Annotated in this window: 15 protein-coding genes; 9 read left to right on the top strand and 6 right to left on the bottom strand. The window is 68.5% G+C overall.

Translation table 11 applies throughout. The features are described 5' to 3' along the window. The first annotated feature begins 316 nt into the window (after nt 1-316). From ACT3HL_RS03810 to ACT3HL_RS03835, 6 genes are all read left to right on the top strand, one after another. Nucleotides 317-967, top strand: a complete 651-nt coding sequence (locus tag ACT3HL_RS03810; RefSeq protein WP_445085484.1) for a DUF655 domain-containing protein — start codon at nt 317-319, stop codon at nt 965-967. An 88-nt stretch (nt 968-1,055) separates the two neighbouring features. Then, nucleotides 1,056-1,976, top strand: coding sequence for a 16S ribosomal RNA methyltransferase A (locus tag ACT3HL_RS03815; RefSeq protein ID WP_445085485.1), 921 nt, complete (start codon nt 1,056-1,058; stop codon nt 1,974-1,976). Nucleotides 1,977-1,986: 10 nt separating this feature from the next. Then, nucleotides 1,987-3,282 carry a mechanosensitive ion channel domain-containing protein gene (locus ACT3HL_RS03820; protein WP_445085486.1) on the top strand — a complete coding sequence of 432 codons (1,296 nt, stop codon included), beginning with the start codon at nt 1,987-1,989 and terminating at the stop codon, nt 3,280-3,282. Next, entirely contained in the window at nt 3,279-3,950 is a 672-nt protein-coding gene (locus ACT3HL_RS03825; protein ID WP_445085487.1) for a HemK2/MTQ2 family protein methyltransferase, read from the top strand. Before ACT3HL_RS03820 ends, ACT3HL_RS03825 begins: the two co-directional genes overlap by 4 nt. Nucleotides 3,951-4,009: 59 nt before the next feature. After that, nucleotides 4,010-5,083 (top strand): 5-methyltetrahydropteroyltriglutamate--homocysteine methyltransferase, encoded by a 1,074-nt coding sequence (locus ACT3HL_RS03830; protein ID WP_445085488.1) that lies wholly within the window; start codon nt 4,010-4,012, stop codon nt 5,081-5,083. Beyond that, nucleotides 5,083-6,150 carry a methionine synthase gene (locus ACT3HL_RS03835; protein WP_445085489.1) on the top strand — a complete coding sequence of 356 codons (1,068 nt, stop codon included), beginning with the start codon at nt 5,083-5,085 and terminating at the stop codon, nt 6,148-6,150. Before ACT3HL_RS03830 ends, ACT3HL_RS03835 begins: the two co-directional genes overlap by 1 nt. Before the next feature lie 109 nt (nt 6,151-6,259). Here ACT3HL_RS03835 and ndk read toward each other — a convergent pair whose 3' ends face one another. Genes ndk through rpl7ae form a run of 4 tightly spaced genes read right to left on the bottom strand, consistent with a single transcriptional unit; the run spans nt 6,260 to nt 7,515 of the window. Next, entirely contained in the window at nt 6,260-6,724 is a 465-nt protein-coding gene (gene ndk / locus ACT3HL_RS03840; RefSeq protein ID WP_445085490.1) for a nucleoside-diphosphate kinase, read from the bottom strand. Then, the gene (locus ACT3HL_RS03845; protein ID WP_445085491.1) at nt 6,721-6,918 is read right to left on the bottom strand and encodes a 50S ribosomal protein L24e; all 198 of its coding nucleotides are present in this window, start codon (nt 6,916-6,918) and stop codon (nt 6,721-6,723) included. The genes ndk and ACT3HL_RS03845 overlap by 4 nt, the downstream gene beginning before the upstream one ends. A gap of 3 nt (nt 6,919-6,921) precedes the next feature. Continuing rightward, entirely contained in the window at nt 6,922-7,146 is a 225-nt protein-coding gene (locus tag ACT3HL_RS03850) for a 30S ribosomal protein S28e (protein WP_049986948.1), read from the bottom strand. A gap of 6 nt (nt 7,147-7,152) precedes the next feature. Next, nucleotides 7,153-7,515 (bottom strand): 50S ribosomal protein L7Ae, encoded by a 363-nt coding sequence (gene rpl7ae / locus ACT3HL_RS03855; RefSeq protein WP_445085492.1) that lies wholly within the window; start codon nt 7,513-7,515, stop codon nt 7,153-7,155. 250 nt (nt 7,516-7,765) lie between these two features. On the opposite strand from rpl7ae, the gene tmcA reads away from it, so the two are divergent. After that, complete coding sequence (gene tmcA / locus ACT3HL_RS03860) at nt 7,766-10,162, top strand: tRNA(Met) cytidine acetyltransferase TmcA (protein WP_445085493.1); 2,397 nt, start codon at nt 7,766-7,768, stop codon at nt 10,160-10,162. Between the two features lie 87 nt (nt 10,163-10,249). Next, nucleotides 10,250-10,729 (top strand): DUF456 family protein, encoded by a 480-nt coding sequence (locus ACT3HL_RS03865; protein WP_445085494.1) that lies wholly within the window; start codon nt 10,250-10,252, stop codon nt 10,727-10,729. 112 nt (nt 10,730-10,841) lie between these two features. Here the strand turns inward: ACT3HL_RS03865 and ACT3HL_RS03870 are convergent, their stop codons facing one another. Next, nucleotides 10,842-11,711 carry a fosmidomycin resistance protein gene (locus ACT3HL_RS03870; RefSeq protein WP_445085495.1) on the bottom strand — a complete coding sequence of 290 codons (870 nt, stop codon included), beginning with the start codon at nt 11,709-11,711 and terminating at the stop codon, nt 10,842-10,844. Between the two features lie 90 nt (nt 11,712-11,801). On the opposite strand from ACT3HL_RS03870, the gene ACT3HL_RS03875 reads away from it, so the two are divergent. After that, the gene (locus tag ACT3HL_RS03875; protein ID WP_445085496.1) at nt 11,802-14,114 is read left to right on the top strand and encodes a PAS domain S-box protein; all 2,313 of its coding nucleotides are present in this window, start codon (nt 11,802-11,804) and stop codon (nt 14,112-14,114) included. Nucleotides 14,115-14,193: 79 nt separating this feature from the next. Here ACT3HL_RS03875 and ACT3HL_RS03880 read toward each other — a convergent pair whose 3' ends face one another. Then, complete coding sequence (locus ACT3HL_RS03880; RefSeq protein ID WP_445085497.1) at nt 14,194-15,030, bottom strand: RAD55 family ATPase; 837 nt, start codon at nt 15,028-15,030, stop codon at nt 14,194-14,196. Nucleotides 15,031-15,071: the final 41 nt, after the last annotated feature.

Here is a 15,071-nt window from a genome sequence, read left to right on the forward strand (position 1 = left end):
AGAGAGCGGTTATCAGATATCCGGCGTGAAAACAAGTATTGGTGTCGACCCCGAGAAATCCAATTGAGAAAAGATTCAATTTATGCTCGGTTCGCGGATCGCTCTCACTGTCCACGGTACTATGGGGCACCGACGGAACGGCCGCCTGTTATCGTAGCGTTTGCAACTGTTCGCTCATTAGATCGAACGCGGTCTCGCGCTCGAGTGTGCACTGACTTGCAAACGCTACGATACAACCCCGACCGCGGCCGCGGCCGATCCGACACCGGTGTCGTCAGCCAATTTTTTAAATAGGCTGTAGGCGTACGTCATCTATATGACTACGACCGAGAGCGGGGACGCCGATGACGGGACCGGATCGGAGTCCGGCGACACCGCTGACGCGCCCGCGGAGGACGCGGTGGACGCAGACGAGATCCGCTATGCGGTCCTCCTCGATCATCTGCCGCACGGGCGCGCCGACGACGACCGTCCGCGACACCGGAAATCGCCGCTCGCCTACGCGCTCGGCGAGCGCGACTTCCGGCTCTTCGAGCTGACGCTGACCGACGACGCGGACGTCTCGATCGGCGACCGGGTCGTGATCGGGCCGACGGAGGCCCGCGACGCGGTGGAGGGGTTCAAGCAGGTGATGTACGACGACCTCTCGAACACGGCGAGCGCGGAACTGGAGTACGCCATCGAGGCGATCATCGACGCGGACGAACGGCGCTTCGTCGACTTCTACAACGACGCCCAGCCGATCACGCTGCGGCTCCACCAGCTGAACCTCCTGCCCGGCATCGGGAAGAAGCTCCGAAACAACGTCCTCGATCAGCGCAAGCGCGGCCCCTTCGAGAGCTTCGAGGACCTCGAAGAGCGCGTCTCCGGGCTCCACCGGCCGAGGGAGGTCCTCGTCGAGCGGATCCTCGAGGAGCTGCGCGACGACGACCTGAAGTACAAGACGTTCGTCGGACGGGACGCGTAGGGGTCGGTCGGCCCGACGTTGCGCTGCCGCGTTGGGCGGGCGTCGAGAGTCGGGACGTTTACACTCGCCCGGCCGCAACCCCCCTGCGATGACTGATTCGACGCCCGACGCCGCGTCCGATCTACGCGACGCCGGATCCGCGGGCGAGCGCCGAGGTACCGATGGGGGAGTCGACGCCCGTGACCCCGACGAGCTGCGCCGTCGGGCGGGCGTCCGCGGCGACCCCGATCGCGATCAGCACTTCCTCGTCGACGACCGGGTGCTGGATCGGATCCCGACGTACCTGCCGGCGGACGCGGACGCGAGCCACATCCTCGAGATCGGCGGTGGAACGGGGGCGCTCACAGACCGACTGCTCCGCGTCGCCGATCGGGTGACCGTCGTCGAACGCGACGCCTCGCTCGCGGCGTTCCTCCGACAAGAGTTCGCCGGCGAGATCGAGGCCGATCGGGTGCGGATCGTCGAGGGCGACGCGCTCGAGGTCGACCTCCCCGAGTTCACCGCGTGCGTCTCGAATCTCCCCTACGGGATCTCCTCTGCGATCGCGTTTCGTCTGCTCCCGAAGCGGCGGCCGCTCGTGTTGATGTTCCAGCGCGAGTTCGGCGAGCGGATGGCGGCCGACGCCGGCACCGACGCGTACGGCCGCCTGTCGGTCAGCGCCCAGCATTACGCCGACGTCGAAGTCGTCGAGATCGTCCCGCCGGAGGCGTTCGACCCCGCCCCGGCCGTTGAGAGCGCAATCGTTCGGCTGACGCCGCGAGCGCCGACCTACGAGGTCGACGACGAGGCGTTCTTCTTCGACTTCGTGAAGGCGCTCTTCACCCAGCGGCGCAAGACGATCAGAAACGGCATCCGCAACACGGCCCACATCTCCGGGCTCGCAGAGCCCGAGGCGGTCGTCGACGCCGTCGCGGCCGTCGACGAGGATCTGCTGGGTGCACGGGCCGGATCACTCGCGCCCGCACAGTTCGCCGAACTGGCCTCGATCGCGGACGAACACGGGCGCTGAGGTGGTTGACGTGTCCGTTTCGTCCCTCCTGCAGACGACGCCGACACCGGTGCCCGGCGGCGAAGTCGGCGGCACGCTGGCGGCGCTGCCCGACCTCGTCCCGTCGCTCCCCGGGCGGGTGGCGGTGACGTTCGCCATCGGTATCGCCGTGATGGCGCTTTTGGCCCGGACGGACCGGCTCCACGCGGCCGCCCCGGAACGGCTTCCCTCGACCGGGTGGCACCTTCTCATCACCCTCGGAACGATGGCCGTCGCCGCGTCGGCGGGGGTCGTAATCGTCGGCGTGTGGGGGCTCTCAGACGAGCTATTCGCCGTGTTCGGCGATCACTACGGACCGGAGTCCGTCGTCCGATTCGGCGTCTCGATTTTGTTCCTGATCGGCGCGTACACGATGACCGGGCTGATCCGCCAGCTCGTCGAAGAGCTCACGGAGACTCGCTCGTCGATCGGCGAGCACGAGAGCGAGATCGCGTTCCGACTCGGACAGGTCACGCTGTATCTCCTCGCGCTCTTGATCATCCTCTCGCTGTGGCGGGTGAACATCGGCGGCATCCTCGTCGGGGCCGGGTTCCTCGGCATCGTCGTCGGTATGGCCGCCAGACAGACGCTCGGCGCGCTCATCGCCGGCTTCGTGTTGATGTTCTCGCGGCCGTTCGAGATCGGCGACTGGATACAGGTCGGCGAGTACGAGGGGATCGTCACCGACATCACGATCGTCAACACGCGGGTCCAGACGTTCGACGGCGAGTACGTGATGGTCCCGAACGACGTCGTCTCCTCGGAGAGCCTAGTCAACCGGAGCCGAAAGGGTCGCCTCCGCATCGAGGTCGAGGTCGGCGTCGACTACGGGAGCGACCCGGAACGCGCCGCCGACGTGGCGAAGAAAGCCGTTTCGAGGCTGGAGGTTCCGATGAGCGTTCCGACCCCGCAGGTCGTCCTCAAGCGGCTCGACGACTCGGCGGTCGTCCTCGGCGTCCGGTACTGGATCGACAACCCCAGCGCGCGCCGCAAGTGGCGCTCGCAGACGGCCGTCATCGGCGCGGTCAAGGGTGCCCTCGAGGACGAGGGGGTCAAGATCCCGTTCCCGCAGCGCGAGCTGACCGGACGACAGGAGGCGGGCGGATTCGTCCTCGCTGGCGAGGGACGGGGCGCCGAGACAGCCGTCGACGACGGTACGGCCGGTAGTCCGGCGGACGAAGCGCGGGCGATCGAAGGGGGGTCGGACGACGGCAGAGCAGGCGATGGAATGACCGACGAGGAGCGGTTGAGCCGCGGGAGCAGGAACGGCGGTGGGGACGGATCGTGACTGACGAGACGAAACGCGACCTGGCGGACCGACGGGGCGTCGAGACGAACGTGTACCAGCCCGCAGAGGACTCGGGACTGCTCGCCGCCGCCGTCGTCGAGCGCGGTCGCGGACGGTTGCTGGAGGTCGGCACCGGATCCGGCTGGGTCGCCCGGCGCGCGGTCGAAGACGCCGGAGCCGTGACGGCGGTCGTCGCGAGCGATCTGAGCCCGCACGCCTGTCGAGAGGCCCGCCGGCGCGCGCTCGAAAGTGCTGTCGACAGCGGCGACGGCGGCGTCGATGCGCCCGAATCCCCCGCGTTCGACGTCGTGCGCGCAGACCTCCTCGACCCCTTCGTCGACGACGCGTTCGATACGGTGGCGTTCAATCCGCCCTACCTGCCGACCGATCCGGACAACGAGTGGGACGACTGGATGGAGCGGGCGCTCTCGGGCGGCGAGTCGGGGCGGGAACTGATCGATCCGTTCCTCGATTCGGTGGGCCGCGTCCTCGCCCCCGGCGGCGTCGTGCTGCTGCTCGTGAGTTCGCTCACCGGGTACGACGGCGTCGTCGAGTACGCCGCGGCCCGCGGCTTCGCTCACGAGGTCGTCGTCGAGGAGTCGTATCCGTTCGAGACGCTCTCGGTGCTGGCGCTGACGCGCGACGGCGCGGCGCCGGACAGGGAATAACTATAACGCATATCAATCTTTGGCAAATATTAAGCCTCGGCATTACATACCGTCTGTCGATGACCGAATACGTCGCGACGACGCCCGGCCTCTTTCCACTCTCGGATCGGGCGAAGTCGGAGCTCTCGGACCTCAAAGGCCACGGGAAGGCCGATCTGATCTCCGGGATCGGGTCCGATGAACTACGCGCCGCGTACGACGAGGCGCGGTCGGGGGCCGTCACCGACCAGCGCGAGGCCGGTCTCGACCGGATCGTCGAGGGACAGCTTCGCTGGGACGATATGCTCGTGCATCCGCTCGCGGTCCACGAAAACGTCGAGACCGGCGGTATCGTCCGGTACTACGACAACAACAACTTCTATCGCGACCCGCGCGTGGTGGGTGAGCTGACGCCCTCCGGCGACGTGCCCAACGAGTTGGCGCGGGCGGCAGAGCTGCTCGACAACGGTGGCGACGCCGACGCGACCGACGGCAGTGAACACGCCGACGAGGCAGACGGCGGTGCTGACACCGACGCGCTGCAGGCGGTGCTTCCCGGACCCTACTCCCTTTCGGACCTCGCGACCGACGAACACTACGGCGACGAGCGGGAGTTCCTCTCGGCAATCGCGTCGTTTCTCGGCCGCGAGGTCGAGTCGTTCCCGGCCCACGAGACGCTGTTTCTCCTCGAGCCCTCGCTCGTCGAGTCGCCGCCGACCGACGACGTCGCCGACGCCGTCCCGGAAGCCATCGACGCCGTCGCGGACGCGACGGACGCCGACGTGGTCGTGCACACGTACTTCGGGGCGCTCGACGAGAAGACGTACGCGTACCTGATGGACGCCGACGTCTCGGCGCTCGGATTCGACATCGTCGCCGACGACCGCGAGCAGACGGTCTACAACGCCAGCGAGTACGGCGTCACCGACGACGTCGCGCTCGGGCTGGCGGACGGGCAGAACACGCTCGTCGAATCGCCGGAGACGCTCCGCGAGCGCGCGGCGTGGTTCACAGAGCGGGTCCCACAGACCGACTTCGAGACCGCGTATCTGAGCACCAACACGGAGCTGTTCTATCTGCCCGTGAACAGATACCGGGAGAAGCTCGCCGCGCTCGGGGCGGCCGCCGACCACGAGGAGGAGGTGGCCGCCTGATGGTCCGAGACGCCTCGAACCGCGAGCAGTTCCGCCCACCGGGCCACGACGCCGAGCACTTCCTCCTGACGACCGTCGTCGGGAGCTATCCGAAGCCGGCGTGGCTGAACCGGATGCGCGACCTCTCGGAGGACCCCGAGTCGGCCGTCGACGACGCCGACCTCCGGGAAGCCCACGACGACGCCGCCCGCGTGATCACCCACGAACACGAGCGCGCGGGGCTCGACACCGTCGTCGACGGCGAGATGCGCCGCGAGGAGATGGTCGAGTACTTCGCCCACCGCATCCCCGGCTACGAGTTCAACGGGCCGGTGAAAGTCTGGGGACACAACTACTTCGACAAGCCGTCGGTCGTCTCGAAAGTCGAGTACGACGAGCCGTGGCTCCTCGAGGAGTTCGAGTTCACGTCGAGCGTCGCCACGCGGCCCGTGAAGGTCCCGATCACCGGGCCGTACACGCTCGCGCGGTGGTCGTTCAACGAGGCTTACGAGACCGAGGCGGCGCTCGCGTACGACCTCGCGGACCTCGTCAACGAGGAGGTGCGGCGACTCGTCGACGCCGGCGCGCGCTACGTGCAGATCGACGAACCCGCGCTCGCGACGACCCCGGAGGACCACGCCGTCGTGGGCGACTGCCTCGAACGCATCGTCGACGGCGTCCCCGAGGCGGTCCGTATCTGCCTGCACGTCTGTTACGGCGACTACTCCCGCATCTACCCGGCGATCAACGACTTCCCGATCGACGAGTTCGACGTTGAACTCTGCAACGGCGGCTACGAGCAGATCGACGTCTTCGGCGACCCCGCGTTCGAGCCGGATCTCGGCCTCGGCGTCGTCGACGTCCACGACCCCGCGGTCGAGTCCGTCGAGGAGATCAAACGCAACATCAGACAGGGCCTGAAGGTCGTCTCGCCGGATCGACTCACCGTCTCGCCCGACTGCGGCGTGAAGCTCCTGCCCCGCGCGGTCGCCTACCGGAAGCTCGAGAACTTGGTGCAGGCGGCCCGCGAGGTCGAGGCGGAGCTCGACGCCGGCGAAATCGACCTCGCAGCCCCCGGCGACGACTGAACGGGAATCTCGCATCGATCGCGGCAGTCGCTCAGCTCCGCATCACAGGTCGAACGTGGCCGACGAGTGCCCCCCGAAAACGGACCGCGAACCGGTCGACCGAGGCCGTCTATTCGTACAGCCAGGGCGCGTCGATCCGCTCGTAATCGAGGAGTTCGCCCTCGTCGAAGAAGAGGCCGATCTCGCGCTCGTTCGCGCCCTCGTCCTCGTGGTCGGAGGCGTGGATGACGTTGCGGCCGAGATCGAGGCCGTAGTCGCCGCGGATCGTGCCCGGGGCTGACTCTGCGGGGTCGGTCTCGCCGACCATCGAGCGGACCTGCCGGGTCGCGTCCGCGCCCTCCCAGACCATCGCGAAGACCGGTCCGGAGGTGATAAAGTCGACGAGGCCGTCGAAGAACGGCTTGTCCTCGTGCTCGCCGTAGTGCTCGTGGGCCAGTTCCTGATCGATCTGCATGAACTTCCCGCCGACGAGCTTCAGTCCGCGCTCTTCGAAGCGGGAGACGATCTCGCCGATCAGCCCGCGCTGGACGCCGTCGGGCTTGACCATCACGAAGGTGCGCTCGTCGTTGCTCATTCGTCGGACTCCTCGTCCGCGCCGCGTCCCGCTTTCGTCCACTCCAGATCGCGGGGCTCGCGACCGAGCCGGTAGTTCTTCTCGGCCTTCGAATCCTTGAAGTGGAGGATCGTTCCGTCGTTTTTGACGAACATCGTGCCCGTTCCGGGCTCGATCTCCTCGCCGGAGTAATCACACGTGCGCGTTTCGACCATTGGTTATCGACCTCCGATGGAGTCGGCGTCCCGCTGCGTCTCGCGAAGCTGAAGGATGTCGCCCTCGCGGACGGGGCCCAGGACGTTCCGCGTGATGATGCGGCCCTGGTTCGAGCCCTCGCGGATGCGGCATTTGACCTGCATGGCCTCGCCGTGCATCCCTGTCTTGCCAACGATCTCGATGACCTCCGCGGACGTCGAGTCGCTGGCGGTCTCTTCTGCGCTCATCGTCGGTTACCGCAGTTCCTCGAGCTTCCCGGCGATGTCTTCGACGTCGCCGTCCGACTCGCCCGCGTCGACGATGGCGGCGGCGGCGGAGCCGACTTCGAGGCCGGCGGCCTGGCCGACTTCGTCCTGCGTCTCGATGAAGACGTACGGGATGCCCTTCTCGTCTGCGAGTTCGGGCAGGTGCATCACGATCTCTTCGGGCGAGACGTCCTCGGCGACGAAGACGAGTTCGGCGGTGCCGCGCTCGACGGCTTTGGTCGTCTCGTTGGTTCCTTTCTTTACCGTTCCTGTGTCTCGGGCGACCTCGAGTGCCTCGAGGGCATCCTCTGCGAGGTCGGCTGGGACGTCGAATTCTACGTAGACTGACATTGGTTGTTCACCTCTCCTGCTCGCGGGCTCGACTGCCCCGCCGGTGCGTACGGTTTCCCTTACGGCGGGGAGCATCATCAACCCCGGGCAGGCTGTACAGTTCGGTAGCCTCGGATCCCATAAAAGCGCTTTCAATGGCGTCCTGCCGTGGTACGTCTGCGCACGCCGTTTCCGGACCCGTGGTTTGACGCGGCGACGCTCCGCATCTCCCGAGCGCAACCGCCTTAGGCGGGGACGAACACCTGCGACTATGGACGTTGCCGCCATCGCTGCCGACCTCCGCGCGGCGGCGCAGCGGACGGGCCACCGCCGCCTGCTCGTGCTGTCGGGCGAGCGGAGCGCCTGCATCGACGCCGCGTTCGACGCCGTCGAGGGGGCCGACATCCCGGACGCGGAGACGACGATCGTCACGGCGCAAGCGGGGTTCCGCTTCGACCGCGTCAAGCCGAAACGCGCCGGCGACCTCCTCGGCGCGACGCGGACGGCCGTGATCTGCGACGCCCACGAGGACTTCTCGCCGAACGTGCTCGGTCGCCTCGTCGGCGTCGTCGACGGCGGCGGCCTGTTCGTCCTCCTCGCGCCGCCCCTCGACTCGTGGGCCGTCCGTCCCGGGACCTTCGAGCGATCGCTCGCCGTCCCCCCGCACGGAATCGAGGACGTCGGCGGCCGCTTCCGCGAACGCCTCGTCTCGACGCTCCGGTCCCACCCCGGGGTCGCGATCATCGACGTAGACGGGGAGACCGTCGAGCGGCCGGGCGACGCCCCGGAGTCGCCGCCGCTCCGATCGGCCCCGATCGTTCCGGTCGACGGCGCCCGCCGGTTCCCGCGGTCCGCCTACGACGCCTGCCTGACGGCCGATCAGTCGCGCGCGCTCTCCGCACTCGAAGCGCTGTTGCCGGCCGAGAGCGGGGGGACAGCGACACGCCCCCGCCGCGCGGTCGTCGTCGAGGCGGACCGCGGTCGGGGGAAATCGAGCGCGGCGGGGCTCGCGGGCGCGTCGCTCGCGGCGGCCGGCTGCGACGTGCTCGTCACCGCGCCGAGCCGGCGGAGCGCCGCGGACGTGTTCGCCCGCGCGCGAGAACTCCTCGACGACCTCAATGCCCACCCCCCCGCTACCGACGCGGAGCGTGCCGGCCCCGGTACCGCCGCCGCGGACGCCGACACCGGAACCGATCGGCTCCGCGCCGCCGGCGGCGGGCGGGTCCGCTTCGTTCCTCCCGCGGAGGCGACGTCGCTCCCGGGCGATCCGGACGTCGTCCTCGTCGACGAGGCGGCCGCGTTTCCCGTCCGACGGCTCGCGGCGTTCCTCGACGCCCCGGGGGTCGCGTTCTTCACGACCGTCCACGGCTACGAGGGCGCCGGACGCGGCTTCTCGGTCCGGTTCCGCGAGCGGCTGGAGTCGGCCGACCACGACGTCACCGACGTGTCGCTGCGCGAACCGATCCGCTATGCGCCCGGCGATCCGATCGAGTCGTGGGCGTTCCGCGCGCTGTGTTTCGACGCCCGGCCGCCGGTGGACGAACTGGTCGCGGAGGCCTCGCCGTCGTCGGTCACGTACCGCGCGGTCCCGTCCGAGGAACTCGACGACGACGAACACCTGCTGCGGGCGGTGTTCGGGCTCCTCGTCCTCGCGCACTACCGGACCGAGCCCGACGACCTCGCGCGCCTCTTGGACGCGCCGAACCTCCGCGTCCGGGTGCTCGAACACGACGGGCACGTCGTCAGCGTCGCGCTGCTCGCCCGCGAAGGGGGTCTCGACGCCGATCTCCGGCGCGAGATGTACGAGGGCGCGCGCGTCCGCGGGAACATGCTCCCCGACGTGTTCACGAGCCAACTCCGCGACGAGGACGCCGGCGCGCCGGTCGGGTACCGCGTCGTCCGGATCGCGACGCACCACGCGGCGCGCTCGCGGGGGCTCGGCTCCGAACTCCTCGACGGGATCCGCGCGGAGTTCGACGGCGAGGCGGACTACCTCGGCGTCGGCTACGGCGCGACGCCCGACCTGCTCTCGTTTTGGGCGGACAACGGCTACGAGACGGTCCATCTCTCGACGACGCGGAACGCCGCCAGCGGCGAGTACTCCGCGCTGATGCTCGACCCGCTCTCGACTGCGGGTCGACGGCTCTGCACCCGACACGCGCGGTGGTTCCGCGAGCGCGTCGGCGGCGTCCTCGCCGACCACCTCCGGGACGCCGACCCCGACGTCGTCCGCGGCGCGCTGGCCGCGTGTCCGCCGGGCGACCGAGACGCACCCCGTCCCGACCTCTCAGAGCACGAGTGGCGCGTCGTCGTCGGGGCCGCCGTGGGCCCCGGCCAGTACGCGAGCGCGCCGGACGCGTTCCGTCGGCTCGCGCTCGCCGCGCTCGTCGGCCGGCGGAGGCAGGCGCCCGAACGGGGCGGTGAAGGCGGAGGCAGAGATGGGGACGAGAGTGGTAGTGAGGGCGGCCGCTTGACCCTCCGAGAGGAGCGCCTGCTCGTCCGGAAAGTCCTGCAGACGCAACCGTGGGACGTCGTCGCCGACGAACTGGGGTACGTTTCGGAACGGCAGTGTATGCGGGCGTTCGGCGCGGCCTGCGCGTCGCTCCTCGAGCGCTTCGGCTCGGGGCTCGAGGTCGTCGTCGCCGAGCGCGAGCGCTTCGAGGGGTGAGGATCGGCCGCTGTGCGTGCTGCCGGCCCCGGTGCGTTGCGCGGTCAGAACCGCCGCGCTCATCACCGCCGGCGACGACGTCCCGGTATGGATCCGATCGGATGGCTGGCGCTGGCGCTCCTCGTGCTCGGCGTCATCGGGTCGGTGCTCCCGCTCGTTCCCGGTGGCCTGCTGTCGGTCGCCGGCGTCCTCCTCTACTGGTGGTCGAGCGGCTTCAGCGAGCCGTCGGACCTCATCGTCTTCGTCCTCGTCGGCGTCGGCGCGCTCGCGATGCTCGTCGACTACTTCGGGGGCGCGATCGCCGCTCGCGCCGGCGGCGCCTCGCTGCGGACGACGGCGGCGGCGGTGCTCGTCGGGACCGTGCTCCTGTTCGTCGCCGGGCCGGTCGGCTTCCTCCTGGGCCTCGCGGCGACCGTCTTCGCCGTGGAGTTCGCCCAGCACGCCGACGCCGAAGTCGGACTGCGCGTCGCGCTCTACTCGACGGTCGGCGTACTCGCGTCCTCGGTCGTGCAGGTGATGCTGACGGGATCGATTCTGGCGGCCTTCGCGTTCGTCGTGCTCTTCTGACCGTCGAGTGCGGTCGCCGGTGGGAGAGGGATCGATCCTCCGAATGAGGCGCTCGCCACCGTCTCTCATCGCCCGTCGCATCGCGTCTGCTGCCGTCTCAGAACAATCAGTATCAGCGATCCGCGACGGGCGCGAGGAACGTCAGCACGTGGCCGTCGTCGTCGACGACGCGCAGTCCGCCGTCGACCGGTTCGGGGTCACCACACCAGGGCGCGCCCGCCTCGACCACCGCGTCGGGGACGGGCGTCTCGAAGGCGAGATCAACGTGCAGTCCGCCGCGCGCGTCGGCGATCCCGAGCTGCGGTTCCCACAGTTCGAGATCGAGCGGCCCGGAGAGCCTGACGCGCCGCCGCGTCTCGCCGCGGTCGACGACCTCGAATCCGAGGCGACGATAGCGCGACTCCGCCGCCGCTAGGTCGGTCACCTCCAGGACGACCTCGAAGATCCCCGACAGTGGCGGGGGAGCAGAGTGGTCCCCCTCGTCGCCGCTCTGTCGGCTCTCGGTGTCGTTATCACCCGATTTAGCGTTCGGGGAGTCCCGATCGACGCTGCCGATTTCGACGCAGTGGCCCGCGGGATCGTAGACGTACAGCGACTCGCTCGACCCGAAGGAGAACTCGGAGGGATCGAGATCGGAGAGGCGCTGCATCCACCGCGGGTACGCCGCCGCCGTCGTCGAGAACGCGTAGTGCGTGTGGACGCCTCCCCGCGGCTGACCCGTCGGCCGGCGGAGCACGAGTGTCGTCGCGGGGGACCCATCCGCGTCCGACCCGATCGCGTAGCAGACGCGCGGTCCGGCCTCGTCCTCGGTCACCGGATCGCGCGCGGGTTTTCGGCCGTCGTCGGACCCGAGTTCGGACTCGGATCCGACTCGCTCCGCACCGGGCACTGTCGGAACGAGCCCGAGCCGCGTTTCGTAGAACGCGCGCGCTGAATCGAGGTGCTTCACTTCGAGTCCGAGCCGGCGGAGCGCGGTGAGCATACCCCACAGTGGGACGCAGTCTTGAAAGGGCTACTGTCCACATATAAACGCCTTGCAAACCTATTTCCCCACGGTATCTGTATTCCGCCTATGACCGGAGCGGCGGGGGGACAACAGACCGGAGAGTTCCCCGAGAAGATACGTGTGCTTCACGTCGACGACGACGCCGCGTTCGTCGACCTCACCGCGTCGTTTCTGACTCGCACGGATGACTCCTTTTCGGTGTACTCCTCGACGTGTGCCGAAAACGCCCTCGAACGCATCGAGAGCGGCGTCTTCGACTGCGTCGTCAGCGACTACGAGATGCCGGACCTAACGGGGCTCGAACTCCTCGACCGCGTCAGAGCGCTCGATCCCGACGTGCCCTTCATCCTCTTCACCGGCCGGGGAAGCGAGGAGGTCGCCAGCAAAGCGATTTCGGCGGGCGTGACCGATTACCTCCAGAAGGAGAGCGGGACCGAGCAGTACACCGTCCTCGCCAACCGCATCAAGAACGCGGTCGAGCAGAACCGCTCACAGCAGGCGCTCGCGGCGAGCCAAAAGCGCCTCTCGCGGTTCATCGAGCAGTCGCCGCTGGGGACGATCGAGTACGACGAGTCGTTCACGATCGTCCGGGTCAACGACGCCACCGTCGAGATCACGGGCTATGAGGCCTCCGAGCTCGTCGGCGGGACGTGGCTGCCGATCGTTCCCGAATCGGAGCGCCGACACGTCGCCGAAGTCGAGCGGGACCTGCTCGCGGACCGTGGCGGGTATCAGAGCATCAACGAGATCGTTCGGAAAGACGGCACGCGGCGGCTGACGTCGTGGCACAACTCGGTCGTGACCGACACCGACGGCGAGGTCATCACGATCTTCTCGCAGTTCGAGGACGTCACCGAGGACCGCGAGCGGCGGCGCGAACTCGAACGGACGAACGCCGTCCGCTCGACGCTGTTCGAGACGCTGCCCGTCGGTGTGCTCGCGGAGGACGCCGACCGGCGGGTCCTCCGAGCCAACGAGCGGCTGTTCGAGTTGCTCGACCTGCCCGGGGAACCCGAGGAGGCTATCGGCGACGACTGCGAAGCGTTCGCAGCGGACGTGAGCGGGCTGTTCGCGGAGCCAGAGCGGTTCGTCGACCGGATTAACACCGTCGTCGAGGCGCGTGAGCCGGTTTGGAACGAGGAACTGACGCTCGAAAGCGGACGGACGCTGGAGCGGAACTACCGTCCGATCGAGCTGCCGGACGGACAGGGACATCTGTGGGTGTACTACGACGTCACCGCTCGAAAGGAGCGCGAGCGGCGGCTCGAATCACTGAACGAGACGGCCAGAGAGCTGATGACCGCAGAGAGCTGTGAGGAGGTCGCAGAGATCGGTGTCGAGGCCGCGCGCACGGTACTCGATCTCGACGCGAACGCGATCCACCTGTACGAGGACGGAGCGGGGCTGGTCCCGGTCGCGGCCACCGAGACGGTAGTCGACCTTATCGACGAGGTTCCAACGTTCACCGGCGGCGACAGCATCGCGTGGCGCGCCTTCGAGACGAACGAGGCGCTCTCGATCGACGACGTGCACGAGGACCCCGACATCTACAACCCGGACTCGCCGATCCGAAGCGAGCTTCATCTGCCGCTGGACTCGTACGGTATCCTCATCGGCGGGTCGCCGACCCCCGACGCCTTCGACGCCGAGGACGTCGTTCTCGGCGAGATTCTGGCGGTCACCATTGTCACCGCACTCGAGCAGGTCCAGCGCACGGAACGGCTCGGCGAGCGAGAGCGGGAGTTGACCCGGCAGAACGCGCGCCTCGAGGAGTTCGCGAGCGTCGTCAGCCACGACCTCCGAAACCCGCTGAACGTGGCCGAGGGGCGGCTCTCGCTCGCGATGGAGGACTGCGAGAGCGACCAACTGGAGATGGTCGCGGACGCCCACGACCGGATGGCGGAGCTGATCGAGGATCTGCTCACGCTGGCGCGGGACCGCGAGACGGAGGTCGAGACGGTTCGGATCGAGCTGCAGTCGTTCGTTGACGCCTGCTGGCGGCACGTGGACACGGCGAACGCCGCGCTCGTCGTCGAGACCGACCAGACGGTTCGCGCCGACGAGGCACAGCTCAGACAGCTGTTCGAAAACCTGCTCCGTAACGCGGTCGAGCACGGCGGCGACGGGGTCGCCGTGAGAGTCGGTCCGTTACCGGACGGCGACGGGTTCTACGTCGAAGACGACGGCCCCGGAATCCCCGAAGCCGAGCGCGAGCAGGTGTTCGAGTACGGCTACTCGACGACCCCGGGCGGGACCGGGTTCGGGCTGTCGATCGTCCGGCAGTGCGTCGACGCGCACGACTGGCAGATCCGGGCGGTCGAGGGCCGAGCGGGCGGCGCTCGCTTCGAGATTAGCGGCGTCGACGTCGTCGAGGAGTGACGCTTCGGCGCTGGCGCACTTCGTTTCCTTCGGCGTCGATTTCGCTCGTCTCAGCGTTCGTCGGGGCATCTGTCAGCGCTCACCGGATCTTCCGCACGTCGCTGACGTCGAATCCGCCCTCGTGGATCTCCGTCTCGAAGCGGACGATGTTCTCGCGTTCGATCTGTGAGAGGACGCCGCGGAACTCCTGGACGACCATCGTCCGAGCGCGTTTCGAGCCGCCCGACTCCCACTCGAACTGGAGCGTTCCGTCCGCCGCGTCCATCAGGTGCCCGAGTTGCGTCCGTTCGAGCGTCTCTCGGCTGGCGTACGCGAGGACGAGCCCGCCCCAGCGGTGCGACGCCTTTCCGAGTCCCCGCATCAGCATCGCGATGTCGTTCCACGCCATCTCGTCGGAGATCGCCGCGACGAGGTCCGTGATGGAATCGACGACGACGAGGTTCTCCGGCGCGTGCTCGTTGAGGTACCGGCCGAGCGCCGACAGGACGGACGCCCGCCCCTCCCGTCTGCCGAGGTCCTGCAGCGTGGTGGTCTCGCCGAGGTACCACTCGCGCGGCACCGGACTCAGCTGGAAGTACTCCGGCGAGAAGTCGCGGACGGCGATGTGGTCCGTCGCCTCGCTCACGAGTTCCGCTTCGAGCGCGTATGACATCTCCTGGCGGACGTTCGATTCGTCCGCCGTGAAAGAGAGGTAGTGCACCTCGGGCGGGAGCGCGGCGTTCTCGTGGAGGTCGCCGTAGTGGAGGTCGAAGAGGTCCTCGTCGGCGTGCGCGAGGCCGTTCATCGCCGCGCTCGTGTACATAAACTCCCGTGCGCCGGCCCCCGGTTCGCCGACGAGAAGCACCACCGTCCCCGGCGGTGCGCCGCCGCCGACGATCCTGTCGAAGCGCGAGACGCCGAACGGGATGCGGTCCATACGCGCCCCTCTCGTGCGTCGCCGTTAATCATTTCGGGCGC

It is taken from the genome of Halobellus sp. GM3 (assembly GCF_052545375.1).

What these genes read in the sequence shown, in the direction of transcription:
- ndk (WP_445085490.1), bottom strand. Translation starts at nt 6,724, where the DNA reads ATGAGCAACGACGAGCGCACCTTCGTGATGGTCAAGCCCGACGGCGTC.
- rpl7ae (WP_445085492.1), bottom strand. Translation starts at nt 7,515, where the DNA reads ATGTCAGTCTACGTAGAATTCGACGTCCCAGCCGACCTCGCAGAGGAT.
- ACT3HL_RS03810 (WP_445085484.1), top strand. Translation starts at nt 317, where the DNA reads ATGACTACGACCGAGAGCGGGGACGCCGATGACGGGACCGGATCGGAG.
- ACT3HL_RS03845 (WP_445085491.1), bottom strand. Translation starts at nt 6,918, where the DNA reads ATGGTCGAAACGCGCACGTGTGATTACTCCGGCGAGGAGATCGAGCCC.
- ACT3HL_RS03880 (WP_445085497.1), bottom strand. Translation starts at nt 15,030, where the DNA reads ATGGACCGCATCCCGTTCGGCGTCTCGCGCTTCGACAGGATCGTCGGC.
- ACT3HL_RS03850 (WP_049986948.1), bottom strand. Translation starts at nt 7,146, where the DNA reads ATGAGCGCAGAAGAGACCGCCAGCGACTCGACGTCCGCGGAGGTCATC.
- ACT3HL_RS03835 (WP_445085489.1), top strand. Translation starts at nt 5,083, where the DNA reads ATGGTCCGAGACGCCTCGAACCGCGAGCAGTTCCGCCCACCGGGCCAC.
- ACT3HL_RS03870 (WP_445085495.1), bottom strand. Translation starts at nt 11,711, where the DNA reads ATGCTCACCGCGCTCCGCCGGCTCGGACTCGAAGTGAAGCACCTCGAT.
- ACT3HL_RS03830 (WP_445085488.1), top strand. Translation starts at nt 4,010, where the DNA reads ATGACCGAATACGTCGCGACGACGCCCGGCCTCTTTCCACTCTCGGAT.
- ACT3HL_RS03815 (WP_445085485.1), top strand. Translation starts at nt 1,056, where the DNA reads ATGACTGATTCGACGCCCGACGCCGCGTCCGATCTACGCGACGCCGGA.
- ACT3HL_RS03875 (WP_445085496.1), top strand. Translation starts at nt 11,802, where the DNA reads ATGACCGGAGCGGCGGGGGGACAACAGACCGGAGAGTTCCCCGAGAAG.
- tmcA (WP_445085493.1), top strand. Translation starts at nt 7,766, where the DNA reads ATGGACGTTGCCGCCATCGCTGCCGACCTCCGCGCGGCGGCGCAGCGG.
- ACT3HL_RS03865 (WP_445085494.1), top strand. Translation starts at nt 10,250, where the DNA reads ATGGATCCGATCGGATGGCTGGCGCTGGCGCTCCTCGTGCTCGGCGTC.